The following is a 24424-nucleotide window of genomic DNA, read 5'->3' on the forward strand; positions in this document are numbered from 1 at the left end:
GATGGCGGTGCGCTTCATCCTCGACGGCGCGATCGTCGACCTGCCCGACGCCGGACCGACTGACACGCTGCTCGACCACCTCCGCTACCGGATGCGCCGCACCGGCACCAAGGAAGGCTGTGCCGAGGGGGATTGCGGCGCGTGCACCGTGCTGGTCGGCGAGCTGACGCCGGCGCGCGACGCGATGCAATGGCGCGCGGTCAATGCGTGCATCCTGTTCCTGCCGATGCTCGACGGCAAGGCGTTGCTGACGGTGGAGAGCCTGGCCGACGGGCGCGCGCTCAACCCGTTGCAGGCGTGCATGGCCGCCAACGGCAGCTCGCAATGCGGCTTCTGCACCCCCGGTTTCGTCATGTCGCTGTACGGCCGGGCGATCGGGGCGGCGGGCCACGCCTTGCCGGTGGCGGACGTGATCGCGGGCAATCTGTGCCGGTGCACCGGCTATGGCCCGATCCTGTCGGCGGCGGCAGAGGTGACCGCGCTCGCCCGCGACGACGCCGCGCTGGTCGCGATGCTGCGCGATCTCGCGCTCGGCGACGGCGATGCGGCCGGGCGATGGTTCGTCCCGCGCACCGCCGACGCGCTGGCGACGGTGCTGGCCGAGCATCCCGAAGCGCGGATCGTCGCGGGCGCGACCGATGTTGGGCTGTGGGTGACCAAGGGGCTGCGCACGATCGCGCCGGTGGTGTTCGTCGGCGACATCGCCGCATTGCGGGGGATCGAGGAGACGGCGGACGGGCTGACCCTCGGCGCCGCGGTCCGCTATGCCGAGGCGCATGCGGCGTTCGCGCGGCTGCACCCCGATCTGGGCGAACTGGTGCGGCGGCTGGGCGGGCTGCAGGTGCGCAACGCCGGCACGGTCGGCGGCAACATCGCCAACGGGTCGCCGATCGGCGACGGGCCGCCCGCCTTCATCGCATTGGGTGCGACGCTGACGCTGCGCAGCGTCGACGGGCGGCGTACGATGCCGCTGGAGGACTATTTCCTCGATTACGGGCGGCAGGACCGGCGGGCGGGCGAGTTCGTCGAGGCGCTGCACCTGCCCCGACCCGCACCCGACGCCATCGTCCATATCGCCAAGCTGTCGCGGCGGTTCGACAGCGACATCTCCGCGGTATGCGGCGCGTTCCGGCTGACGATGGCGGGCGAGCGGATCGTCGATGCGCGGGTCGCGTTCGGCGGGATGGCGGCGACGCCGCGGCGGGCGGCGGGGTGCGAGGCGGCGCTGACCGGCGCGCGGTTCGACCGCGACACGATCGCACGGGCGGTGGAGGCGCTGCGCGCGGACTTCACCCCGCTGACCGACGTGCGCGGCAGTGCGGCCTATCGCGTCGAGGCGGCGGGTAATCTGCTGTGGCGGCTGTGGCATCGCCGGCAGGGCGAGGCGGTGTCGGTGCTGGAGGCGATCGATGGCTGATCGCGATGCCCTGACGCCGGTGCTCGCCCGGCCGTCGCACCCGCACGACAGCGCCGCGCTGCACGTCGCTGGCACTGCGCGCTATGCCGATGACGAGCCGGAGCCGGCGGGGATACTGCATCTGGCGTTCGGGCAGAGCGAACAGGCCAGCGCCGCGATCGTCGCGATCGACCTGACCGCGGTGCGCGCCGCGCCCGGCGTGGTCGCGGTGTTCACTGCGGCCGACATCCCGGGCGCCAACGACGTCAGCCCGGTCGCGCATGACGACCGGCTGCTCGCGGACGGCGAGGTCACGAGCATCGGGCAGGCGGTGTTCCTGGTCGCCGCGACCAGCCAGCGCGCGGCGCGGCTGGCGGCGCGGCTGGCGCGGATCGACTATGCGCCGCGGGCCGCGATCGTCACGATCCCGGCGGCGCGCGCGGCGGGATCGCTGATCGAGCCGACGCAGCGGATGGCGCGCGGCGATGCCGCCGCGGCGCTGGCGACGGCGCCGCATCGCCTGTCGGGCGGGTTCGCGATGGGCGGGCAGGATCATTTCTATCTCGAGGGACAGATCGCGATCGCCACGCCGGGCGAGGACGGGCAGATCCATCTGCTGAGTTCGACGCAGCATCCCAGCGAAGTCCAGCATCTGGTCGCGCACATGCTCGGCCGTCGTTCGGCCGACGTGACGGTCGAGGTCCGGCGGATGGGCGGGGCGTTCGGGGGCAAGGAGACGCAGGCGGCGCTGTTCGCCGCCGCCGCGGCGCTGGTCGCCGATCGTACCGGCCGTCCCGCCAAGTTCCGCTGCGACCGCGACGACGACATGGCGATGACCGGCAAGCGCCACGACTTCCTCGTCGATTACGACGTCGGGTTCGACGATTCCGGGCGGCTGCTGGCGCTGCGGCTGGGGCTGGCGTCGCGGTGCGGGGCGACGGTCGATCTGTCGCCGGCGATCAACGACCGGGCGATGTTCCATGCCGACAATTGCTACTGGCTGCCGGACGTCGCGATCGTGTCGGAACGGCTGAAGACCAACACCGTGTCCGCGACCGCGTTTCGCGGCTTCGGCGGGCCGCAGGGGATGCTGGCGATCGAGCGGGTGATCGACCATGTCGCGCAGCATCTGGGGTGCGATCCGCTGGCGGTGCGGGTCGCCAATCTGTACGGGCCGGGCCGCGACACGACCCCCTATGGCATGACCGTCGCCGACAATATCGCACCGGCGCTGATCGCCCGGCTGCGCGACGCGGCGCGCTACGACGAACGGCGTGCGGCCGTCGCGGCGTTCAACGCGCGGCATCATGTGCTGAAGAAGGGGATCGCGCTGACCCCGGTGAAGTTCGGGATCAGCTTCACCACCACCCACCTGAACCAGGCGGGGGCGCTGGTGCATGTCTATGCCGACGGCAGCATCCAGATCAATCACGGCGGCACCGAGATGGGGCAGGGCCTGTACATCAAGGTCGCGCAGATCGTCGCCGACGTCTTCGCGGTGCCGGTGACGCAGGTGCGGATCACCGCCACCCGGACCGACAAGGTGCCCAATACCTCCGCCACCGCGGCATCGTCGGGTGCGGACCTCAACGGCATGGCGGCCTATAACGCGGCGATGACGATCCGCGACCGGCTGATCGATTTCCTGGCGCGCAGCACCGGATGCGAGGCGGCGGCGGTGCGTTTTTCCCCGGCCGGCGTGGTCGCGGGGGAGGAAAGGCTGGCGTTCGGCGACCTGTGCCGGCGGGCGCATATCGGCCGCATCTCGCTGTCGGCGACGGGCTATTACGCCACGCCGGGAATCGCCTACGACCGGGCGGCGCATCGCGGCCGGCCCTTCTATTATTTCGCCTATGGCGCGGCAGTGGCGGAGGTGGTGATCGACACGCTGACTGGCGAGCATCGCGTGCTGGCGGTCGATATCCTGCACGACGTCGGCCGGTCGCTGAACCCGGCGATCGATATCGGGCAGATCGAGGGCGGGTTCATGCAGGGGCAGGGCTGGCTGACCACCGAGGAACTGGTGTTCGACGACCAGGGCCGGCTGCTGACCCATTCGCCCGCGACCTACAAGATTCCGACCGCGTCGGATCGCCCGGCGCGGCTGCACATCGCCTTGTGGGACGGCGAGAATGCCGAACCGACGATCAACCGGTCGAAGGCGGTGGGCGAACCGCCGTTCATGCTGGCGATCGCGGTCTTTTCCGCATTGACCGGGGCGGTGGCCGCGACCGCGCCCGACGTCCGCGTGATGCCGCCGCTGGACGCGCCCGCGACGCCCGAGGCGATCCTGCGCGCCATCGCCGGGCATCGCGCATGATCGAATGGGCGCGTTGGCTGCGGGACGCGGCCGCGGCGGGGCCGGCGGCGATGGTCAGCGTGCTGGCGACGGAAGGGTCGGCGCCACGCGGCGCGGGGACGCGGATGATCGTCACCGCCGACGCGCTGTACGGCACGATCGGCGGCGGGCAGCTGGAATATCGCGCGGTCGAGCAGGCGCGCGCGATCCTGTCCGAACCGGCGGGCGCGTGGCGGGTGCAGGATTATCCGCTGGGGCCGCTGCTGGGGCAATGCTGTGGCGGGCGGGTGCGGCTGCTGGTCGATCATGTCGATCCGGCCGGGTTGGGCTGGACCGGCGATGCGGCGGAGGGTCGGTTCCTGGTGACGACGCTGTCGGCCGACGGGGTGCAGCGCCATGTCGCGCGCGATGCGGCGGCGGTCGCCGTGCCGGCGCGGGGCGACCGGCCGCGCGCGGGGAGCAGTTTCGCGGAGATCATCGGCTGGTATCGCCGCCCGCTCTATCTGTTCGGGGCCGGGCATGTCGGACAGGCGATCGCCCGCCATGCCGCGCCGCTGCCGTTCCGGCTGGCGTGGTTCGATACGCGCCCGGTGTTCGAGACGGTGCCCGGCGTCGCGATCGTGCCCGAGGATGCGATCGGCCAATGCGTCGCCGAGGCGCCGGACGATGCGGCGATCGTGATCCTGACGCACGACCATGCGCTGGATTACCGGCTGACGCGGGCGGCGCTGGCGCGGGTGCAGGCGGGCGTGCCGCTGGCGTTCGTCGGGCTGATCGGATCGGCGACCAAGCGCGCGCGCTTCGCCGCACGGCTGGGGCGCGACGGGGTGGATGGGGGCGACCGGCTGACCTGTCCGATCGGGATCGCCGGGATCGGCGGCAAGGAACCCGATGTGATCGCGGTGGCGACGCTGGCGCAATTGCTGCAACTGGACCGCGCATGACGATCGGGGCCTATCGCGGCGAGATCCTCTCGGTCGGGCACGACCCGCGCGACGATGCCGACGCCGTCCGGTACGAGGCGGACGGCGTGCTGGTCGTCGAGGACGGCATCGTCGTCGCGCGCGGACGGTTCGCGGCCATGGCCGACCGGCTGGGCGGCGTGCCGGTCGAGCGGCTGGCCGGACTGATCGTCCCCGGCTTCGTCGACGCGCACGTCCATTATCCGCAGATGGACCGGATCGCCTCGCACGGCGAACAGTTGCTCGACTGGCTCGACCGCCACATCTTTCCGGCCGAACAGGCCTTTGCCGACCGCGCGCATGCCGATGCCGTGGCCGCGGCGTTTCTGGCCGAACTGCTGCGCCACGGGACCACCAGCGCGCTGGTGTTCGCGACCGTCCACGCAACGTCGGTCGACGCGCTGTTCGAGGCGGCGCTGGCGCGGCGGATGCGGATCGTGTCGGGCAAGGTGATGATGGACCGCGGGCCGCCGGGGCTGGCCGACACGGCGGCGTCGGGGCGGGCGGAGACGGAGGCGCTGATCGCGCAGTGGCGCGGGCGCGGGCGGCTGGGCTATGCGGTGACGCCGCGGTTCGCGCTGACCTCGTCCGACGACCAGCTCGCGAGCGCGGGGGCGGTGCTCGCCGCGCATCCCGACGTGCTGCTTCACACCCACCTCGCCGAGAACCTCCGCGAATGCGCCGCAGTGGCCGCGCGCTTTCCGGACGCGGCGGACTATCTGGACGTCTACGACCGGTTCGGGCTGGTCGGCGCGCGATCGGTGTTCGCGCACGGCGTGCATCTGTCCGACCGCGCCTGCGCCCGGCTGGCGGATAGCGATGCGGGCGTGGCGATCTGCCCGACCTCCAACCTGTTCCTGGGATCGGGCGTCTTCGACTTCGGGCAGGCCGATGCGCACCGGATGCGGATCGGGCTGGGTACAGACGTGGGGGCGGGGACGTCCTTCTCGATGCTGCACACCGCTGGCGTCGCCTATCAGGCCGCATTGGCGCGGGGCGCGCCGCTCGACCCGTTCCGCGCGCTCCATCTGGCGACCGCGGGCAGTGCGGCGCTGTTGCGGATCGCCAACCGGGTAGGGGCGCTGGCCCCGGGGCAGGAGGCGGATTTCGTCGTGCTGGACGACCAAGCGACGCCGTTGCTGGCGCGGCGGACGGCGGGCGCGACGCTGGCGGAGCGGTTGTTCGCGTTGCAGATATTGGGGGACGATCGTGCGATCCGGCAGACCTATGTCATGGGGCAATGCGCATGGGACCGCGATGCGGCGGCGCGCTGAGATGCGGGGCGTCGTCGGCCTGCTGTTCGCGTGGCTGCTGCTGGTCGCGGGGACGGCGCAGGCGCAGGACGCGCGGCGCAAGGTCATCATCGACGACGAGGGCTTTGCCCTGATGCACCTGATGCTGCTCGAATCGCCCGATGTCGAGGTGCTGGGCATCACCACCGTGTCGGGCAACGTCTGGGCCAACCGCGCGACCGCGCTGGCGTTGCGCGGCGTGGAGGCGGCGGGCCGCACCGACGTGCCGGTGGTGCAGGGCGCGACCTGGCCGCTGCTCAACTCCGAACTGCTGACCGACCGGTGGGAATCGCTGTACGGCAGGCTGACGTGGAAGGGCGCGTGGATGAAACGCTGGGTCGAACCGACGCAGCAGAGCACGCCCGACTATCACGGCCCCGACGATCCGGTCGTCCTGCCCTGGGGCAATCCGGTGACCAAGCCGTCGCCGGAGATCGCCGCCGCCTTCCTGATCCGCATGGTCCGCCGTTATCCGGGGCAGGTGACGATCCTCGCCGCGGGGCCGCTGACCAATCTCGCGCTCGCGCAGCGGCTCGACCCGCAATTCGCCGCGCTGGCCGGCGAGCTGGTCTATATGGGCGGCAGCCTCAATCCCCGGCAGGTGCTGGGCGACCGATCGGCGCGCGACTTCGCGCGGGAGTTCGTCAACTCGCCGCGGCGCGAGTTCAACGCGCGGTTCGATCCCGAGGCGGCGAGCATCGTGTCGCGCAGCCCGTGGCGCAAGATCACGATGGTCCCGGTCGATCCGTCGACCGCGACGCAGCTCGGCCGCGGCCTGCTGACCCGGCTGGCCGCGGTCGCGACGCCGGGCGTGGCGCGGCTGATCGACCGGATGGAGCCCGGATTTCCGCTGTGGGACGAGATCGCGGCCGCGGTCTGGCTGGACCCGACGATCGTCACCGATCGCGCGACGCTGTACGTCGATTACGATACGCAGTTCGGGCCGGGCTATGGCGACACGCTGTCGTGGCGTGCCGGCTATCAGCCGGGTCTGGGCGAACGGCCGGCGGAGGTGGTCCGGGCGATCGACCCCGAACGGCTGGAGGCGCTGATGGTGCGGGCGGTGGGGCGCCGCGCGTCGGTCACCCGTCCAGATCGAGCGCCGGTTCGATCGACGCCGGGTAACTGAGCTGCGCGAAGCCGTTCTCGATCTCGCGCAGCACGATCCCCGCGGCATAGGACGGCGTCCGCGCCGAGGCGGTACACAGGGCCAGCGTCATCGGCCGCAACACCGAATCGGAGATGCGCGTGAACGACAGCAGCCCGCGCTTCACCTCGGTGATGACGTCTAGCGAGGTCAGGATGCCGATGCCGACCCCCTGCATCACCAGCGACGTAATCATCTGGATATTGTCCGACGTCACCGTCCGGTCCAGCGTCGCGCCGGTCACCCCTTCCAGCACCGCGATCTGTTGGCACACCGCCAGCGGTTCGGCGGGGACGATCAGCGCGGAACCGACCGACGCGGAAAAGCGCGCCTTCTTCTGCTGGCCGAAGGGGTGGCCGGCGGGGGTCAGGAAGCCGAGCACGACGTCGACGAAGGCGCGGACGTTGATGTCGCGATAGGATTGCGGACCGAAGAAGATGCCGAAATCCACCTCGCCGCTGGCGATCGCCACGCGCACCGCATCGTTGTTCAGCACGCGGATGCCGATCGTGATCCCCGGATGGCGGCTCTGGATCGTGCGGATCGTCTCCGGGATATAGCCCTTGGCGAGCGCGTCGATGATCGCGATGTCGACATGGCCGCGCTTCAGCCCGCGCAGATCCTCGATCTGGGCGCGGACCGAGGCCATGTTCTTCTGCCAGCCCGCCCCCGCCGCCATCATGATCTCGCCCGCCGCGGTCAGCCGCAATCCGGTGGGCAGGCGTTCGAACAGCGCCACGCCGATATCGGCCTCGACGTTCAGGATCTGGCGATCGATCGCGGAGGCGGAGACGTTCAGCTCGTCCGCCGCCTTGCGGATCGAGCCGAGCCGGCCGACCGCCATGAAATAGCGCAGGAAGCGGGAAAATGCAGGCATGGACCCTCCCTAATTTTCGCAACGGCGTGTCGGAATCATTGCGTTTGATTGCATCACGTCGGGTGCTTAGTCCACACAATATCACCCGGGGGGAGTGATAGTGCGCGGGTTCGCGACAATGAAGAACCGCGTTGCCGGCCGGCAGAAGCCGAAGAGACGATGGAACGGACGGACCTTAACCGGTTATCGGCCGATCCTATACCTGCGTGTTCAAATATAGCCGTAAAATCAGCGCAATGCCTGGCATGCCGTGACATTGCAAAGACTGATTCGGCGGGTCGTTTCCGGGTGGTTCTGCTTAGATTCTCGCATGAACAACATTCACATATCGCGACGCGGCATGCCCGATGCGCCCGGTCCACGGGATCGACGGCGGGCTGCGCGAAGCGACACAAGGGGGCAAGGGACGATGGCACGGAATAACCTCGCAGGGCTGGCGACGACACGACGGGCGGGGCTGCACCGGCCGATCGCCGGGATCGCGGCGGCGCTGCTGTGCTGTACCGCGATGACCGGCACCGCCTGGGCCCAGACGACCGCGGCGACGACGACCGCGGCAGCCGCAACCGCGGCGGAGGAACCGCAGGATCAGGACATCGTCGTCACCGGCACGCTGGACGCGCTGCCGAACAAGGATGTCGGATCGGTCTTCGGCTTCGCCAAGACGCTGGTCGAGACCCCGCGCTCCGCCTCGACGATCAGCAGCGAGCAGATCGAGCGGTTCGGCGTCACCGACATCTACGACCTCGTCGCGCAGGCGCCCGGCACCTTCACCAACTCCTTCTTCGGCGTCGGCGGCGCGCTCGACATCCGCGGCACGCCGGGCGAGGTCTATTTCCGCGGCGTCCGGCGCTTGGACAATCCGGGCAACTACCCGACCCCGATCGGCGCGTCGGACCGGATCGACATCGTCCGCGGCCCGTCCTCGCCGATCTACGGCCCGTCGAAGACCGGCGGCTATATGAACTTCGTGCCGAAATCGGCGCGGGTGTCGGGCGGTGCCCTGCTCGACCATGCCGAAGGCGAGGTCAGCTACACCGGCGGCAGCTGGGACTATAACGTGCTGAAGGCGCAGCTGCGCGGCCCGCTGCGCGTCGGCGGCACCGAATTCGGCTATAGCCTCTATGCCGAGGTCGAGGATTCCGGCAGCTATTACCGCAACATGTCGACCCGCAACGTCGTCCTGCAGGGCGCGTTCGACAATCAGATCACCGAGCGGCTGCGCGTCGAGTTCGGCGGCATGTACCAGAAATACGACGGCCAGCAGAACGGTGGCTGGAACCGCCTGACCCAGGATCTGGTCGACAACGGCACCTATATCACCGGCAGCGCCAAGCCGCTCGACACCAATGGCGACGGCCAGCTGGCGCCGGCCGAATTCCTCGCGGCGGGCAATTTCAACCCGTTCGGGACCTTCGGCTGTGGTGGCGGCAGCGTGCTGGCGTCGTCGTTCACCGACGCCTGCCTCAATTCGACCTATCCCTATCTGGCGTTGCAGAACACCGGCACCACGAAGCTGAGCCGCAAGAACGTGCTGACCGGCACCAACGATTTCCTGCGCAACAAGGCCTATACCGGCTATTTCGACATCATCTACGATGGCGGCAACGATCTGGAGATCAAGAACCAGCTCTTCTACGACGGCATCGATAACAAAAATAATAATAGCTACGGTTTTTCGCAATTCCACAATTCCTATGTCATCGAAGACAAGGTCGTGGTATCGAAGACGTTCAAGAACCAGGTCGGCAATTTCTCGGTCCAGCTGTCGCCGTCGATCCGCTATACCGATTTCAAGCATGGCGACGATTTCAACTTCGAATATTTCCACCGGGTCGACCTGACCGTCGGCTATACGCCGCTGTCCGACCGCCTGCTGTCGACCGAAAGCGACAGCAATTATTCGAACTATCTGAAGGGCCATTACACCGATTACGGCTTTGCCGCGCTGACCGACCTCGACTTCGCGTTCGGCCTCGATGTGATCCTGGGCGTCCGCTACGATACGGTCGACGTGACGTCGACCAACGTGCTCGGCAAGCTGCGCGTCACCAATAACGTCGTGCCGACCGGATCGGGGTCGAAGGGCGGATGGTCGTACAATGGCAGCGTCTCGTACAAGCTGCCGTTCGGCATCATCCCCTATGCGACGATCGCGCGGCAGACGACGGTGATCGCGGGGCAGGGGTCGGAGATCGACGCCGCGACCGCGAATGGCGGCCTGTTCCTGACCGCGTCGAAGCTGTACGAGGGCGGCGTCAAGGGCAGCTGGCTCGGCGGCCGGCTGTACGGCGCGCTGTCGGTCTACCAGCAGGAGCGGACCGACCGGAACATCCAGTCCTCGACCGTCAACCAGTCGGTGCAGACCAAGGGCGTCGAGGCGGAAATGCGCTGGTCGGTGGACAAGCATCTGCTCATCACCAGCGCCTATACCCGTGCCAAGGTCTACAACCTGACCTTCCTCGATGCGGGATCGACGTTCAGCTTTTTCGGGATCGAGGATCTGGTGAACGTGGTCAACCCGACGCTGACGCTGGGTGGCCAGGTCGGCGGGCTGGTGCCGATCCCCGACCGCGAGGCGTCGCGGCGACAGGGCATCCCGACCAACCTCTATTCGGCGACCGCGACCTATGCGTTCGACAACGGCATCGCGCTGAGCGGCAGCGTCGTCCACGTCGACTCGGTATTCTCGGGCCAGTCGCGGGTCGTGAAGCTGCCCGCGTACACGCTGTTCGACCTTGGCGCCTCGTATGGGACGGGCGACTGGCTGTTCCGCCTGACCGTCAAGAATGCGACCAACGAGAAGTATTTCCGCGCGAACTTCACCGAGCTGTTCGGCAGCACGATCGTCCTGCCGGAACGGCCGCGCAGCTTCCAGGGGTCGGTCGTCTACAAGTTCTGACGCACAGGTGATAACGAGATGATGCGTATCCTGACCGCCGGCCTGATGCTGGTTCTTGCGACGATCGCCGCGCCCGCCGGCGCGAAAGGTGCGGCGGCGGCGTGCGTGCCGGGCGGGGCATGCGCACGGCCCTTGCCGGTGCGCGTGGTGATCGTGACGATGTTCGAGATCGGCAAGGACGAGGGCGACGTGGCCGGCGAGTTCCAGCTGTGGAAGACGCGCGCCGGCCTGACCACGCGCATCCCCTTCCCGCAATCGCACCACGACCTGTTCTACAATCCGAAGACGCAGGTGATGGGCGTCGTCACCGGGGTGGGGACCGCCAAGTCGGCGACCGCGACGATGGCGCTGGGGCTCGACCAGCGGTTCGACCTGCGCCGCGCCTATTGGCTGGTCGCCGGGATCGCCGGGATCGACCCGGAGGATGCCTCGATCGGGTCGGCGGCCTGGTCGCGCTATCTGGTCGACGGCGATCTGGCGCATGAGATCGACGCGCGCGAGATTCCGGCGGACTGGCAGTCGGGCTATTTCGCCCGCGGTCGCAACGGCCCCAACGATCCGCGTCCGGCGCCGCCGTCGCAGGGCGAGATGTTCGAACTGAACGGCGCGTTGCGCGACTGGGCCTATGGCCTGACCCGCAACATCGCGCTGCCCGACGACCCGACGATCCGCGCCGAGCGCGCGCGCTACACCGACCACCCGATGGCGCAGCGCGCGCCGTTCGTGCTGAAGGGCGACCATGTCGCGGCGATGACCTTCTGGCGCGGCGCGAAGATGAACGGCTGGGCGAACGACTGGGTGCGCTACTGGACGGGCGGCAAGGGCGAATTCGTCACCTCGGCGATGGAGGAGACGGGGACGTATCAGGCGATCACCTATCTCGACCGGATCGGGCGGGTCGACAAGGACCGGGTGATGGTGCTGCGCGCCGGCAGCAATTTCACCATGCCGCCGCCGGGGGTGACCGCCGCCGCCAATCTGCTGCGCGAGAACGAGGGCTATTCGGGCCTCAATGCGGCGGTGGAGAGCCTGTACGCGGTCGGATCGCGCGTCGTCGACGAACTGACCGGCCATTGGGACCGCTACGCGACGACGATCCCGCGATGACCCCGTCGCGTCGATGACCCCCCGTCGCTCATGAGCCGCCGCCGACCATGAACCGGGGCCTGATCCTCGTCCGGCATGCGGACCGGGTCGTGTGCATGGACGACGCCCGGCGGGAGATCGCGGACGGGGCGGTCGCGTTCCGCAATGGCGCGGTCGTCGCGGTCGGCACCAGTGCCGAACTCGCGATGCTGGCGGACGGGGCGGGCGAGATCGTCGAGGCGCACGGCTGCGTCGTCACGCCGGGGCTGGTCAACACCCACCACCATCTGTTCCAGTCGCTGACCCGCGCGCTGCCCGGCGCGATCAACGCGTCCCTGTTCGACTGGCTCAAACGCCTCTACCCGATCTGGGGCCGGTACCGGCCGGAGGACGTGTTCGCCGCGACCCAGCTGGGGCTGGCGGAGCTGGCGCTGGCCGGCTGCACGCTGAGTTCGGATCACCTCTATCTGTTTCCCGATGGCGTGACGCTGGACGATTCGATCGCCGCGGCGCAGGCGGTCGGGCTGCGCTTTCACCCGACGCGCGGCGCGATGAGCGTGGGGGAGAGCCTGGGCGGCCTGCCCCCCGACGCGCTGGTCGAGGACGAGCGCGCGATCCTCAACGATACGATCCGCGTCATCGACACCTATCACGACCCCCGCGACGGCGCGATGCTGCGCGTCGGCGTGGCGCCCTGTTCGCCCTTCTCGGTCAGCCAGGGGCTGATGCGCGACGCCGCGGCGCTGGCGCGCGACAAGGGGGTGATGCTGCACACGCATCTGGCCGAGGATGCCGACGACGTCGCCTTTTCGCTGGCGCGGTTCGGCTGCCGTCCCGGCGACTATGCCGAGCAGCTCGGCTGGCTGGGCGAGGACGTGTGGCATGCGCATTGCGTCCGGCTCGACGCGCGCGAGATCGACCTGTTCGCGCGCACCGGCACCGGGGTGGCGCATTGTCCGGGATCGAACTGCCGGCTGGGATCGGGGATCGCGCCGCTGCGCGCGATGGTCGATCGCGGCGTGCGCGTCGGGCTGGGGGTGGACGGGTCGGCGTCGAACGACGGCGCCAGCGTGCTGACCGAGGCGCGGCAGGCGATGCTGCTGCAGCGCGCGACCGGCGGACCGGCGGCGTTCGATCCGCGCGAGGCGCTGTTCATGGCGACGCACGGCGGCGCGGCGGTGCTGGGGCGGCCCGATTGCGGGATGCTGGCGCCCGGCAGCCGCGCCGATATCGCGATCTGGGACATGACCGGCATTACCGCGACCGGCGCGTGGGACAGGGTCGCGGCGCTGGTCCTCTGCCCGCCGGCCGGCGCGCGCGACGTGTTCGTCGACGGCCGCGCGGTGGTGCGCGACGGCGAACTGGTGCGGGTCGCGCGGCGGGATGTGCTGCGCGCCGCCGACGCGTCGCTGGCGCGGCTGATGGCGCTGGCGTGACGATGCGAAGCCACGAAGGAGACGGGATGACGATCGCCGCGCCGGACCTGCCCGCCATGCCGCCCGCCATCCGGCCGCCCGCTAGGGGCGGTGCGATCATGACGCCCGAACAGGCGCGCGATCCCGATCATTTTCCCGGGCTGGCGGTCGCGATCCCGCTCGGCATCCAGCACATGCTGGCGATGTTCGTCAGCAATCTGACGCCGGCGATCATCGTCGCCGGGGCGGCGGGCTTCGGCTACGGATCGGCCGACCCGCGCGAGATGATCTATATGATCCAGATGGCGATGCTGTTCGCCGGCATGGCGACGCTGATCCAGACCGTCGGCATCGGCCCGGTCGGCGCGCGGCTGCCGATCGTACAGGGGACGAGCTTCGCCTTCCTGCCGGTGATGATCCCGATCGTCGCCGGGCAGGGGGTGGCGGCGATGGCGACGCTGACCACCGCGGCGCTGGTCGGCGGCCTGTTCCACGCCGGGCTGAGCGTGTTCGTCGGCCGCATCCGCGTCGCCCTGCCGCCGATGGTGACCGGGCTGGTCGTGCTGATGATCGGCCTGTCGCTGATGCGGATCGGGGTGCAATATGCCGCGGGCGGCGTCCCGGCGCAGGGGACGGCGGCCTACGGGGCCGGGTCGAGCTGGCTGCTCGCGGGAATCGTGGTGGTGGTGACGCTGGCGCTCAGCTTCTTCGGGCGCGGCATCTGGTCGACCGCGGCGGTGCTGCTGGGTCTGCTGGCGGGCTATGGCGCGGCGGTGGCGATGGGGCGGGTGTCGCTGGCGCCGGTCGCGGGCGCGGGATGGATCATGCTGCCCTCGCCCTTCCATTTCGGCTTCGCGGTGTCGGCCTCCGCGATCCTCGGCTTCTGCCTGATGGGCTTCATCTCCGCGATCGAATCGATCGGCGACGTGTCGGCGATCTGCGAGGGCAGCGCCGGCCGCCCCGCGACCGACCGCGAACTGATCGGCGCGACCAGCGCCGACGGCGTCGGCACCGCGCTGGCCGCGGTGTTCGGGGCGATGCCCAACACCTCGTTCAGCCAGAATATCGGCCTGATCGCGATCACCGGGATCATGAGCCGCCATATCGTCAAGATCGGCGCGCTGTTCCTCATCCTGTGCGGCCTGCTGCCCAAGATCGGCGCGCTCATCACCACGATCCCGATCGAGGTGCTGGGCGGCGGCGTGATCGTGATGTTCGGCATGGTCGCCTCGGCGGCGGTGTCGATCCTGTCGGGGGTGGCGTGGACGCAGCGGACGATGCTGATCTTCGGCATCGCGCTGTCGGTCGGCATCGGGCTGGAGCTCGAGCCCGCATCGGTCCAGCATTTGCCGCAGACGCTGCGCATCGTGCTGACGTCGGGGGTGCTGCCCGCGGCGCTGATCGCGGTGGTGCTGAATCTCACCGTGCCGGAGCGGATCGGGAGCGCTCCTGCGGCCGGGTGACGGTGGGCCCGACGCCCGGTCGCCCGTCCCCGCCGCGCGAGATCAGAGGAAGTCGGTCAGCCCCTGGAACCACATGATCGCGACGAAGTCGCCCGACAGCACCAGCGTGCGCTCGTGCAGGCCCTGCAGGAACGCCCCCTTGCTGTCCTTGGCGGTCAGGATGCGGAAGCCGTCGGCGGGGGTGGCGAAGGCGAGCGTGAACGCCGGCGCATCGGCGAGGCCCGCGGCCGAGCTGATCGTGCCGTTCGCGATCCTGTAGTGGCGGCCCGTCCCGTCCGCCGTGCGGATCTGGAAGGTCAGCGTCTTGCCGCGGACATAGGCCGCGGCGGCGGGTTTGGTCCGGATGGTCCGCTTTATCAGCTTTTCCATCATCCATAGCAGGAACGTGAATTTCAACATGGTCGTAATGTCCTCATCGGGCCGGTGTCGTGACGGGGGGCGGCGTCATTCGTCGAGGAACTGGATCGCGTGCCGCAGGAAGCGTTCGGGATATTGGAACTGCGCGGCGTGACCCGCGTCGGGATAGATGAACAGCTGCGCGTTCGGGATATTCTGCGCCATCGAGAAGGAGTTGATCGTCGGGATCATCACGTCGACATTGCCGTTGAGGATGAAGGTCGGCTGCGTGATCGTGCGCAGGTGCGCGAAGGGGTCGGCGGCATCCAGCTTGGGGAGATAATACATGTTCGCCTCGATCTGCGCCTGGATGACCTGCGGCGAGCTGGGCGGATCCTGGTCGACACGGACGTGACGGCGCGCCCAGAACGCCCGGCCCGCCTCGCGCGCCGCCTCGGAGCGGCCGAAGAACAGGTACAGGAAGTCGTCGAGCGTCGGCACGGGACGCGGCGCCGCTTCGAGCACGCCGGGTTCGGAATCGGGATTGCCGCCGCGCGGGCCGGTGCCGAGCAGCATCAGCTTGCGCACGAGATCGGGATGCCGGCGCGTCAGGTCCTGCGCCTGGAAGCCGCCGAGCGAGAAGCCGAGCACGTCGACCTTGCTCAGCCCGAGCGCGCGGATCGCCGCGGCCGCGTCGTCGGCCATCGCCTCGATCCGGGTGCGCGGCGTGCCGGTGGACGAGGCGACGCCGCGCCCGTTGAACAGGATCACCTCGCGCCCGGCGGCGAGGCCGTCGGTCATCAGCGGGTCCCAATGGTCGAGGCCGCCGCGGAAATGCTGCAGGAAGAACAACGGCGGCCCTCCCGCGGCGGCATTGCCCCAGCGGCGGTAGGCGAGCTGGTCGCCCTCGACGGTGACGAAGCGGGTCGGTGCGGTCAGATGCGTGTCGGTCATGCGGGTCTTCCCTTGTGCTTCAGCGGGTTCGGGCGTCGTATCCGGGGTGTTCGGGCGCGTCGCAGCGCTTGCAAATCGTGACGGTCCAATATACTTCAATGATTGAAGTTACAAGATGGGAATGGTCGATGAAGCCGAAATCCTTTGCCGGCATGTGCTGTTCGGTGGCGGGCGCGCTCGAAATGGTCGGCGATCGCTGGACGCTGCTGCTGATCCGCGACCTCTCCCTCGGCCTTGCCCGCTACGAGGATCTGCGCGCCAGCACCGGTATCCCGGCGGCGACGCTGGCGGCACGGCTGAAGCATCTGGTCGCGGTCGGCATCGTCGATCGCGTCCGCTATCAGGAACGGCCGCCGCGCGACGAATATCGGCTGACCGCCAAGGGGCAGGACCTGTGGCAGGTCAGCGTCGCGCTGCGCGAATGGGGCGATCGCTGGGACGCGAGCGGTGCCGGCGCGCCACCGTTGGAGACGGTCGACCGAGAAACCGGCCGGCGGCTGACGCTCGCGCTGGTCGACGCCGAAACCGGTGCGATCGTGTCGCGCGAGCGTGCGTCGTTGCGCGCCGGGCCGGGGGCCGACGCGGGCGTGCGGACGCTGCTCGACACGCTGGCGGGGGCGGCACGATGACGCCCGCACCCGGCCGCGCTGCCGCCGCGCCGTCCCTGCCCAGGGTGCTGGCGTTCGACGTGTTCGGCACGGTGGTCGACTGGCGATCGAGCGTCATCGCCGAATCCGCGGACTTCCTGCGCCGGATCGGCCGCGACGATCTGGATGCGGCGGCGTTCACCGACGTGTGGCGCTTCGCCTATATCGCGGTGATGGCGCGCTATTCCGCCTCCGGCCGCGCATTCACCATCCTCGATACGCTGCATCGCGAGATGCTGGACGATACGCTGCGCGCTTATGCCGTCGATCCCGCCGGGCTCGACGCCGCACTGCTGCAGGACTGGACTTTCGCCTGGCGCCGGCTGGCGCCATGGCCGGATGCGGTCGAGGGGCTCACGCGGCTCAAGCGGCGGATGCCGCTCGTCACGCTGTCGAACGGCAATATCGCGCTGATGCTGGCGCTCGCCCGCCATGGCGGCCTGCCGTGGGACGCGCTGCTGGGGGCGGAGGTGACCGGCGTCTACAAGCCCGATCCGCGCGCCTATACCGGCACCGCCGAGGTGCTGGGACTGGCGCCCGCCGACATCTGCCTCGTCGCCGCGCACCACAGCGACCTCGCCGCGGCGCGCGCCTGCGGGCTGAAGACCGCTTATATCGACCGGCCGCACGAATATGGCGGCCGCCGTGCGCCCGATGCGGATGCGGCGCAGGACTGGGACTGGTCGGCCGACAGCCTTGTCGCGCTCGCCGACCTGCTCGACCGCTGACGCCGGGGGCGCCGGCGGTGCGCGCCGGCATCAATAGTCGGTGACGCCGTCCTGCCGATAGCGCTCGACCGCCGCGCGCACGCTGCTGCCCAGTTCCTCCAGCGTCACCGCCTGCAGCGCGTCGCCGACCGGCGCGGGCGAGCGCAGCAGGTCGGCGATCGCCAGCTGCGTCTGCGTGATCCGGTCGACGCTCTGCAGGCTGTGCATATGGTGGCGCAGCGTGTCCGGATTGCCGGCGAGGTCATAGGCGAGGTCGGCGAGCGCCGCGGTGAGCGCGACCAGCTCGTCCGCCAGCGCATGGGCCAGCGCGCGCTCCGGCCCGATCGCCCAGCCGAGCGGCTCCGCGCCGGCGGCGTCGATGGCGCGCTGGATCACTTGCTGACCAGCTTGAGGATGCTGCGCGCCAGCTGGTCCGCGGGCACCGCCTGCGCCGCGATCCGTCGCGACAGCACGAAGCCTTCCGAGCGGACCTCGGCCGGAACGATGCAATAGCTGCCGCCGGCCTGCAACGCGCGCACGCCGGCATCGCCGTCCTCGCCGTCCGCGCCGAGCAGCAGGCCGATCGCCTCCGCCCCCGCTGCCTTGGCGATCGAGGCGAACAGGATCGAGATCGACGGCCGTTCGCCCGCGACCGGATCGCGCGGCAGCATGCGCAGCGTGCCGTTCGGCCAGGCGTCGACGACGACGTGATGGTCGCCCGGCGGCGCGAGATAGATCGTCCCCTGTTCGACCGCCATGCCGTCCTCGGCAAGGACGATGCGCGGCGCGATCGCGGCGCCGAGCGCGTCGATCATCGTGCCCGCGAGTCCCTGACCCAGATGCTGGACGACGACGGTCGGCGGGCAGTTCGCCGGGAAGCTGCCGAACAGGTCGAACATCGCCTGCGTCGCCGCCGCCTCGCCGCCGATCGCGAGGATGCGGCCGTTCCAGTCGAGCGGCGGGGCGGCCACGGTGGCCTTGGTGCCGCCCGTGCTCTTCACCGGCGCGCCCTTGGCGGCCTTGATGCGCTTGCCGAGCTTGCTCAGGATCTTGTCGAACTCGGCCGCCACCGCGACCTTGGGCTTGGGGAAGCAATCGATCGCGCCGAGCCGCAGCGCCTCGATCGACGCCTCCGCCCCCGCATCGGTGCGGGTGGAGAACATGATGACCGGCATCGGCCGCTTTTCCATCATCTCGGCGAGATATTCGAGGCCGCTGATCCCCGGCATCTCGACGTCGAGCGTCATGACATCGGGGCAGAGCTGTTCGCGCATCGCGCGCGCCTCGTCGGCGCCGTTGGCCGATCCGACGACGGTGACGCCGGGAATGCGTTCGAGCGCACCCGACAGCAACGCGCGCATGGTGAGCGAATCATCGACGACGAGAACCTTGACCGGGGCAGCCATGACCTAAACTTTCCTTGGATTGATGACGGGGGAGGCTCAGGCGGCATCCGCGAGGGTGATCGACGTGTCGGCGAGGCGGTCCAGCGCGAGCACCAGGATCAGCCGCTCGTCGATCGTGGCGAGCCCTTCGAGGAAATGCGCCGCCGGGGTTTCGCCGATATCGGGCAGCGGCTGCATGCCGTCGGTCGGGATGGTGACGATGTCGTTGACCGCATCGACGATCAGGCCCTGCAGCTGGTCGCCGATCCGCACGACGATGATGACGTGGCGCGACGAGGGATCGGTCATCCCCCAGCCGAGCCGGTGGCTGAGGTCGAGCACCGGCAGCACGACGCCGCGCAGGTTGACGACGCCGCGGACGTGCGGCGGCACGTTGGGCAACGGGGTGGCCGGCGACCAGGCGCGGATCTCGCGGATCGCCATGATATCGACGCCGAGGACCTGCTCGCCGATCTGGAAGGTGATGAGCTGACGGGACATGGATTGGCTCCTGAAAGGACGATCAGTGCAGGACGCGGCGGATCGCCGCGGCCAGCTTGTCGGGGTGGAAGGGCTTGACGATCCAGCCGGTCGCGCCCGCCGAGCGCGCGCGCTGCTTCTTCTCGTCGGAGCTTTCGGTGGTCAGCACCAGGATCGGCAGGTTGCGGTGCCGGTCCTGTTCGCGCACCTTCTCGATCAGGCCGAACCCGTCGAGGCGCGGCATGTTGATGTCGGTGATGAGCAGGTCGGGCTCCACCCCGCCGAGCCGCTCCAGCGCCTCGACGCCGTCCTCGGCCTCCAGCACCTTGTAGCCGAGGTCGGTCAGCGCAGCCTTCAGCAGCATCCGCATGCTGGGGGAATCGTCGACGGTCATGATCGTGCTCGGCACGGGATTTCCTTCGTTGGATAGGGGAAAGGTCATCAGAAGAACTCCACGTCGCCGAGCGAGGCGGGCGGCGGCGGCGGGGCGACCCGCAACCGCGCCGGTTCGACCGGGCGGGTATCGGCGACGCGACAGCGGGCGAGGCCCAGTGTCGGACGGAATTCGACGCGGCGCGCACCGGTGCCGCCGACGTCCTCGCCGACCAGGGCGATCCGCTCGTCGCGCAGGAAACGGCGCGCGAACAGCGCGTTGGTCGCGCCGATGTCGCGGAAGCCGTCGCGCAGGCTGGCGCCGCCATAGATCCGCGCCTTCAGGTTGGACCGCGTCGCGCCCATCGCCATCATCGCGTTGATGAGCACCTCCATCGCATAGACGCCGTAGCGCTGGAGCGACTGGATGTCGGTGTCGCCGCTACCCGGCTCGGCGAGCAGGAAGTGGTTGAGCCCGCCGACCTTGACCAAAGGATCGTACAGGCAGGCCGAGATGCAGCTGCCGAGCACCGTCGTCAGGATCACCGACGGATCGTCGGAGATCCGGGTTTCGCCCTGCATGATCGTGATGCGGGTAAGCCCGTCGCTCGGTCGCGGCAGCGCGCTCATGCGCGGCACTCCGACAGCAGCCGGGCGGCGACGCGCGACAGCGGCAGCTGCACCGTCACCGCGCCCATCTGCTTGGCGGCGGCGGGCATGCCATAGACCACGCAGCTTTCCTCATCCTGGCCGATCGTCATCGCTCCCCTCTCTTTCATCGTTTTCAGGCCGAGCGCGCCGTCGGCGCCCATGCCGGTCAGGATCGCGCCGACCGCGGAGGCACCGGCCCAGCGCGCCACCGACAGGAACAGGCGGTCCACCGAGGGGCGGTGACCGCTCATCTTCTCGTCCGCGACCAGCCGGCAGCGGCGGACCGTGCCGCCGCCGATCTCGAGATGGTGCGAGCCCCCCGGCGCGACGTAGATCTGCCCCGCCTCCAGCGGCGCGCCGGTCCGCGCAACGCTGACCGTCGGTGCGGACAGCCGGTCGAGCCGCGCGGCGAAGGTCGGCACATAGGTTTCGGGCATGTGCTGGACGATCACCGTCGGCGGGCAGTTCGCCGGAAAGCCGCGCAGCAGCTCGATCAGCGTCTCGACCCCGCCGGTCGACGCGCCGATCGCGATCATCGCATCGGCGCGCGGCGTATAGGCCGCCGGCTGCGCTGCGGGCGAAGCGACGTGGCGCGGCCGCACCCGGCTCTTCGCCGCCGCCTTGACCAGTTCGGCGAGTTCCTCGCCCAGCCCGTTGCGCACCGCCTGCGTCGGCTTTTCGAAACAGTCGAACGCGCCCAGCTCCAGCGCGCGGATCGTCGCCTCCGCCCCGCGACCGGTCAGCGTCGACAGCATGACCACCGGCATCGGCCGCAACCGCATGATCTTGTCGAGGAATTCGAGGCCGTTCATCCCCGGCATCTCGATGTCGAGCGTGATGACGTCGGGATTGAGGCTCTTTATCATCTCGCGCGCGGAATGCGGGCCGTCCGCGGTGCCGACGACCTCGATGCCGGCATCCTGCGACAGGCTGTGCGCGACGATCGCGCGCATCGTCGCCGAATCGTCGACGACCAGCGCGCGCACCGGACGGGCGGCGGTCATGCCGCCACCTTCTGAAAGGTGGTGCGCCCGACGCAGGTGAAGCGTGGCGCGACCGAGGCGGAGAGCCGCTCGGAATGACCGATATACAGGAAGCCGCCCGGCACCAGCTGGTCCGCGAGCCGCGTCTGCAACCGCTCCTTGGTCGCTTCGTCGAAATAGATCATGACGTTCCGGCAGAAGATCGCATCGAACAGGCCGCGGATCGGCCAGGCTTCGAGCAGGTTGAGCTTGCGGAAGGCGCAGCGCTCGCGCAGCAGCGGATGCACCTCCGCCATGTCGCCGTCGCGCTTCACCCAGGTCTGGCGCAGCGACATCGGAATGCCCGATGCGGTGTCGAGCGTGTAGCGCCCGGCCCGCGCCGCAGCGAGGATCTCGGTCGACAGGTCGGTGGCGAGCACGCGCAGGTCGGTGCGCGCGAGCCGCTGGCCGTTGCCGCGATCCTTGCCGAACATCGCCATCAGCAGCGAATAGGGCTCTTCGCCGCTCGAACAGGCCGCCGACCAGATCCGCACCTTGCCGCGCGCGGCGAGCCGCTGGTCGAGCGCCGGCCAGGCATGTTCGAGGAAATGGTCGAAATGATGCGATTCGCGAAAGAAGCTGGTGTGGTTGGTGGTCAGCGCGTCGATCGCGCGCGTGCGCTCGTCGCCATCCTCCTCGATCAGCGCGATATAATCGGCGAAGGTCGTCAGGCCGCTGGCGCGCACCCGCGGCGCCAGCCGGCCATAGACGAGCTGCATCTTGCCCGGCGGCATCAGGATGCCCGCCTCGTCGTAGACGAAGGCGCTGATCGTGGCGTGATCGGCGGGGTCGAAGCGGAACTCGGTCTGGCGGCTCGCCGTCATCGTCACCGCGGTCATGCGGCGAGGTCCAGCGGCGCGGCGAGACGCGGATCGCGGCGCCAGCGCGAGATCAGCGCATCGACGTCGAGGATCAGCGCGACGCGGCCGTCGCCGAGGATGGTCGCACCGGCAAGGCCGGGGATCGCCTCGTAATTGGCCTCGAGGCTCTTCACCACCACCTGCCGCTGGTCCTGGATCGAATCGACCATCAGCACCGCCTGGCCGGTGTCGGATTCGACCACGATCAGCACCGCCTGGGTCGGATCGCGCTGCGCGCCGTGGATGCCGAGCTGTTCGGCGACGCGATGCACCGGCACGTACGAGCCGCGCACGTCGAGCAGCGAGGCGGTCGGGCCGAGCACCTTCACGCCCTCGTCGTTCGGCCGCAGGCTTTCGACGATATGGCCGAGCGGGATGACGAAGGTCTGGTCGCCGACGGTGACGATCATGCCGTCGAGCACTGCCAGCGTCAGCGGCAGCGACAGAGCGAAGCTGCTGCCCGAGCCGAGGTTGGAATTGATGCCGATCCGCCCGCCCAGCGCCTGGACGTTCTTGCGCACCACATCCATGCCGACGCCGCGGCCGGAGATGTTGGATACCGTCGCCGCGGTCGAGAAACCGGGCGCGAAGATCAAATTGTCGACCTCTTCGTCGGTCAGGATCGCATCCGCCGCGATGATGCCGCGCTCGACCGCCTTGGCGCGGACGCGCTTGCGGTCGATGCCGCGGCCGTCGTCGGCGACGGTGATGACGATGCGGCCGGAATGGTGCGCCGCCGACAGCGTGACGACGCCTTCCTCGGACTTGCCCGCGGCGAGGCGGTCGGCGGGCGTCTCCAGCCCGTGGTCGACCGCGTTGCGGATCAGGTGGGTCAGCGGTTCGCCGATGCGCTCGACCACGGTCTTGTCGACCTCGGTCATCTCGCCGACGATATCGAGGCGAACGCGCTTGCCGGTCTCGACCTCCAGTTCGCGGATGATGCGGGGCACGCGGCTGAAGACGGTCTTCATCGGCTGCGCGCGGATCGCCATCGTCGATTCCTGCAGCTCGCGCGTCAGGTGATCGAGGTCGGTCAGCTCGCTGATCCCGGCCATGCCGTGTTCGGACAGGCGCTGCGCCAGCATCGCCTGGGTGATGACCAGCTCGCCGACGAGGTTGACGAGGCGGTCGAGCTTGTCGAGGTCGACGCGGATCGTCTGCGCGGGCGGCGCCACCGCGGAGCGGGGGCCGGCGGGTTCGACCGTCGCGGCGGCCGGGCTCGCGACCGGTTCGGGCGCCGGCGCCGGTGCCGCCTGGGCGACCGGTGCGACCGGGGCGACCGCGACCGGCGTCGCCGCGACCGGCGCGGGTTCGTCGAGCAGGTCGACCAGCAGGTCGCCGGACATGTCCGTGGCGTCGGCGGCGGCATCGTCGGCCGTCGCGCCGGGGCGGACCAGCTCGAGGTCGCACGGGCCCATGAATTCGAAGATCGACCGGATGTCGTCCTCGGCGGCTGCGGCGGGAACGCTGACGGTCCAGCCGAGATAGGAGCGTTCGGGGTGCAGATCGTCGAGCAGCGGCAGGCGCGCGGTGTCGACGGCGATCACCTCGCCGTCCAGCATCGTCAGCTCGCGCAGCAGCAGCAGCGGGTCGCCGCCGTTCTCCAGCGCGGATTCGCCGGGGCAGAAGGTCACCACCCAGTCGGCGCTCTCGTCGGGTGTCGCGGGGGCGGCCGGTTCGCACAGCGCGAACAGGTCGTCGAAATCGTCGCCCGGCGCAGCGGCGGCGGCGGCCGGCGTCTCGACCGGGGCCGGCGCGGCGGCGGCGGGCTGCGCGGCCGGCTGCGGCTGCGCCTCGGGTTTCGACGCGGCGACCAGCCGGGCGAGCATCGCCGCATCGGCGGGCGCATCGCCGCCGTCGCGGGCGGCGGCGACATGGTCGGTCAGCATGTCGAATGCGCCGACGATGGTGCCGAGCAGGTCCGACGACAGCGACAGCGTGCCGTTGCGGACGAGGTCCAGCAGCGTCTCATATTCGTGGGTGAAGGCCTGCAGCCGTTCGTGGCCGAACGCACCGGCGCCGCCCTTGATCGAATGCACCGACCGGAAGATCGTGTTGATCGTCTCGGGATCGTCGGCGCCCTGGCGGATGGTGGCGAAGCTCGCCTCCATCGTCGCGAGCCCCTCGTCGCATTCCTGGAAGAAGATCTGCTGGATCTCGTCGAGGTTCAT

22 protein-coding genes are annotated in these 24424 nt (G+C 69.7%); 11 read left to right on the forward strand and 11 right to left on the reverse strand.

Features of this window, described 5'->3' with window-relative positions:
* Position 1 precedes the first annotated feature (1 nt).
* From xdhA to B2515_RS06700, 5 genes are read left to right on the forward strand one after another with little or no spacing between them, the layout of a single operon-like run.
* Positions 2 to 1417: a xanthine dehydrogenase small subunit gene (gene xdhA / locus B2515_RS06680; protein WP_293875087.1), complete on the forward strand. Its 1416-nt coding sequence runs from the start codon at positions 2 to 4 to the stop codon at positions 1415 to 1417.
* Positions 1410 to 3716, forward strand: coding sequence for a xanthine dehydrogenase molybdopterin binding subunit (xdhB, locus tag B2515_RS06685; RefSeq protein ID WP_293875088.1), 2307 nt, complete (start codon positions 1410 to 1412; stop codon positions 3714 to 3716). Before xdhA ends, xdhB begins: the two co-directional genes overlap by 8 nt.
* Positions 3713 to 4639: a xanthine dehydrogenase accessory protein XdhC gene (xdhC, locus tag B2515_RS06690; protein WP_293875090.1), complete on the forward strand. Its 927-nt coding sequence runs from the start codon at positions 3713 to 3715 to the stop codon at positions 4637 to 4639. Before xdhB ends, xdhC begins: the two co-directional genes overlap by 4 nt.
* On the forward strand, positions 4636 to 5931 hold the full coding sequence (guaD, locus tag B2515_RS06695; RefSeq protein WP_293875092.1) for a guanine deaminase: 1296 nt from the start codon (positions 4636 to 4638) through the stop codon (positions 5929 to 5931). The genes xdhC and guaD overlap by 4 nt, the downstream gene beginning before the upstream one ends.
* Positions 5915 to 7078: a nucleoside hydrolase gene (locus tag B2515_RS06700; RefSeq protein WP_293875094.1), complete on the forward strand. Its 1164-nt coding sequence runs from the start codon at positions 5915 to 5917 to the stop codon at positions 7076 to 7078. The genes guaD and B2515_RS06700 overlap by 17 nt, the downstream gene beginning before the upstream one ends.
* On the opposite strand, the gene B2515_RS06705 is transcribed toward B2515_RS06700, so the two are convergent.
* Positions 7032 to 7973 (reverse strand): LysR family transcriptional regulator, encoded by a 942-nt coding sequence (locus B2515_RS06705; protein ID WP_293875095.1) that lies wholly within the window; start codon positions 7971 to 7973, stop codon positions 7032 to 7034. The genes B2515_RS06700 and B2515_RS06705 overlap by 47 nt on opposite strands.
* A gap of 409 nt (positions 7974 to 8382) precedes the next feature.
* Between B2515_RS06705 and B2515_RS06710 the strand changes: the two genes are divergently transcribed.
* From B2515_RS06710 to B2515_RS06725, 4 genes are read left to right on the forward strand one after another with little or no spacing between them, the layout of a single operon-like run.
* On the forward strand, positions 8383 to 10875 hold the full coding sequence (locus tag B2515_RS06710) for a TonB-dependent siderophore receptor (RefSeq protein ID WP_293875096.1): 2493 nt from the start codon (positions 8383 to 8385) through the stop codon (positions 10873 to 10875).
* Positions 10876 to 10893: 18 nt separating this feature from the next.
* Positions 10894 to 11982 (forward strand): purine nucleoside permease, encoded by a 1089-nt coding sequence (locus tag B2515_RS06715; protein WP_293875097.1) that lies wholly within the window; start codon positions 10894 to 10896, stop codon positions 11980 to 11982.
* Positions 11983 to 12029: 47 nt separating this feature from the next.
* Positions 12030 to 13397, forward strand: coding sequence for an 8-oxoguanine deaminase (locus tag B2515_RS06720; protein ID WP_293875098.1), 1368 nt, complete (start codon positions 12030 to 12032; stop codon positions 13395 to 13397).
* A gap of 26 nt (positions 13398 to 13423) precedes the next feature.
* Positions 13424 to 14839: a uracil-xanthine permease family protein gene (locus tag B2515_RS06725; RefSeq protein WP_293875099.1), complete on the forward strand. Its 1416-nt coding sequence runs from the start codon at positions 13424 to 13426 to the stop codon at positions 14837 to 14839.
* 42 nt (positions 14840 to 14881) lie between these two features.
* Here the strand turns inward: B2515_RS06725 and B2515_RS06730 are convergent, their stop codons facing one another.
* The gene (locus B2515_RS06730; RefSeq protein WP_293875101.1) at positions 14882 to 15238 is read right to left on the reverse strand and encodes a hypothetical protein; all 357 of its coding nucleotides are present in this window, start codon (positions 15236 to 15238) and stop codon (positions 14882 to 14884) included.
* A gap of 45 nt (positions 15239 to 15283) precedes the next feature.
* A complete protein-coding gene (locus B2515_RS06735; RefSeq protein ID WP_293875102.1) occupies positions 15284 to 16129 on the reverse strand; it encodes an alpha/beta fold hydrolase in 846 nt (281 codons plus the stop codon).
* A gap of 128 nt (positions 16130 to 16257) precedes the next feature.
* Between B2515_RS06735 and B2515_RS06740 the strand changes: the two genes are divergently transcribed.
* Together B2515_RS06740 and B2515_RS06745 are read left to right on the forward strand one after the other, a co-directional pair.
* The gene (locus B2515_RS06740; protein WP_293875103.1) at positions 16258 to 16758 is read left to right on the forward strand and encodes a winged helix-turn-helix transcriptional regulator; all 501 of its coding nucleotides are present in this window, start codon (positions 16258 to 16260) and stop codon (positions 16756 to 16758) included.
* Positions 16755 to 17504: a haloacid dehalogenase type II gene (locus B2515_RS06745; RefSeq protein WP_293875104.1), complete on the forward strand. Its 750-nt coding sequence runs from the start codon at positions 16755 to 16757 to the stop codon at positions 17502 to 17504. The genes B2515_RS06740 and B2515_RS06745 overlap by 4 nt, the downstream gene beginning before the upstream one ends.
* A gap of 30 nt (positions 17505 to 17534) precedes the next feature.
* Here the strand turns inward: B2515_RS06745 and B2515_RS06750 are convergent, their stop codons facing one another.
* From B2515_RS06750 to B2515_RS06785, 8 genes are read right to left on the reverse strand one after another with little or no spacing between them, the layout of a single operon-like run.
* Positions 17535 to 17879 carry a hypothetical protein gene (locus B2515_RS06750; RefSeq protein WP_293875105.1) on the reverse strand — a complete coding sequence of 115 codons (345 nt, stop codon included), beginning with the start codon at positions 17877 to 17879 and terminating at the stop codon, positions 17535 to 17537.
* Positions 17876 to 18889, reverse strand: a complete 1014-nt coding sequence (locus tag B2515_RS06755; protein ID WP_293875106.1) for a chemotaxis protein CheB — start codon at positions 18887 to 18889, stop codon at positions 17876 to 17878. The genes B2515_RS06750 and B2515_RS06755 overlap by 4 nt, the downstream gene beginning before the upstream one ends.
* A 36-nt stretch (positions 18890 to 18925) precedes the next feature.
* Positions 18926 to 19369, reverse strand: a complete 444-nt coding sequence (locus tag B2515_RS06760; protein ID WP_293875107.1) for a chemotaxis protein CheW — start codon at positions 19367 to 19369, stop codon at positions 18926 to 18928.
* A 22-nt stretch (positions 19370 to 19391) separates the two neighbouring features.
* Positions 19392 to 19790: a response regulator gene (locus B2515_RS06765; protein WP_414711370.1), complete on the reverse strand. Its 399-nt coding sequence runs from the start codon at positions 19788 to 19790 to the stop codon at positions 19392 to 19394.
* Positions 19790 to 20350, reverse strand: a complete 561-nt coding sequence (locus tag B2515_RS06770) for a chemotaxis protein CheD (protein ID WP_293875108.1) — start codon at positions 20348 to 20350, stop codon at positions 19790 to 19792. The genes B2515_RS06765 and B2515_RS06770 overlap by 1 nt, the downstream gene beginning before the upstream one ends.
* Positions 20347 to 21375: a protein-glutamate methylesterase/protein-glutamine glutaminase gene (locus B2515_RS06775; protein WP_293875109.1), complete on the reverse strand. Its 1029-nt coding sequence runs from the start codon at positions 21373 to 21375 to the stop codon at positions 20347 to 20349. The genes B2515_RS06770 and B2515_RS06775 overlap by 4 nt, the downstream gene beginning before the upstream one ends.
* The gene (locus B2515_RS06780) at positions 21372 to 22232 is read right to left on the reverse strand and encodes a CheR family methyltransferase (RefSeq protein ID WP_293875110.1); all 861 of its coding nucleotides are present in this window, start codon (positions 22230 to 22232) and stop codon (positions 21372 to 21374) included. Before B2515_RS06780 ends, B2515_RS06775 begins: the two co-directional genes overlap by 4 nt.
* A complete protein-coding gene (locus B2515_RS06785) occupies positions 22229 to 24424 on the reverse strand; it encodes a chemotaxis protein CheA (protein WP_293875112.1) in 2196 nt (731 codons plus the stop codon). The genes B2515_RS06780 and B2515_RS06785 overlap by 4 nt, the downstream gene beginning before the upstream one ends.

The sequence above is a fragment of the Sphingomonas sp. UBA978 genome (assembly GCF_002292295.1).
Classification (GTDB): Bacteria; Pseudomonadota; Alphaproteobacteria; order Sphingomonadales; family Sphingomonadaceae; genus Sphingomonas.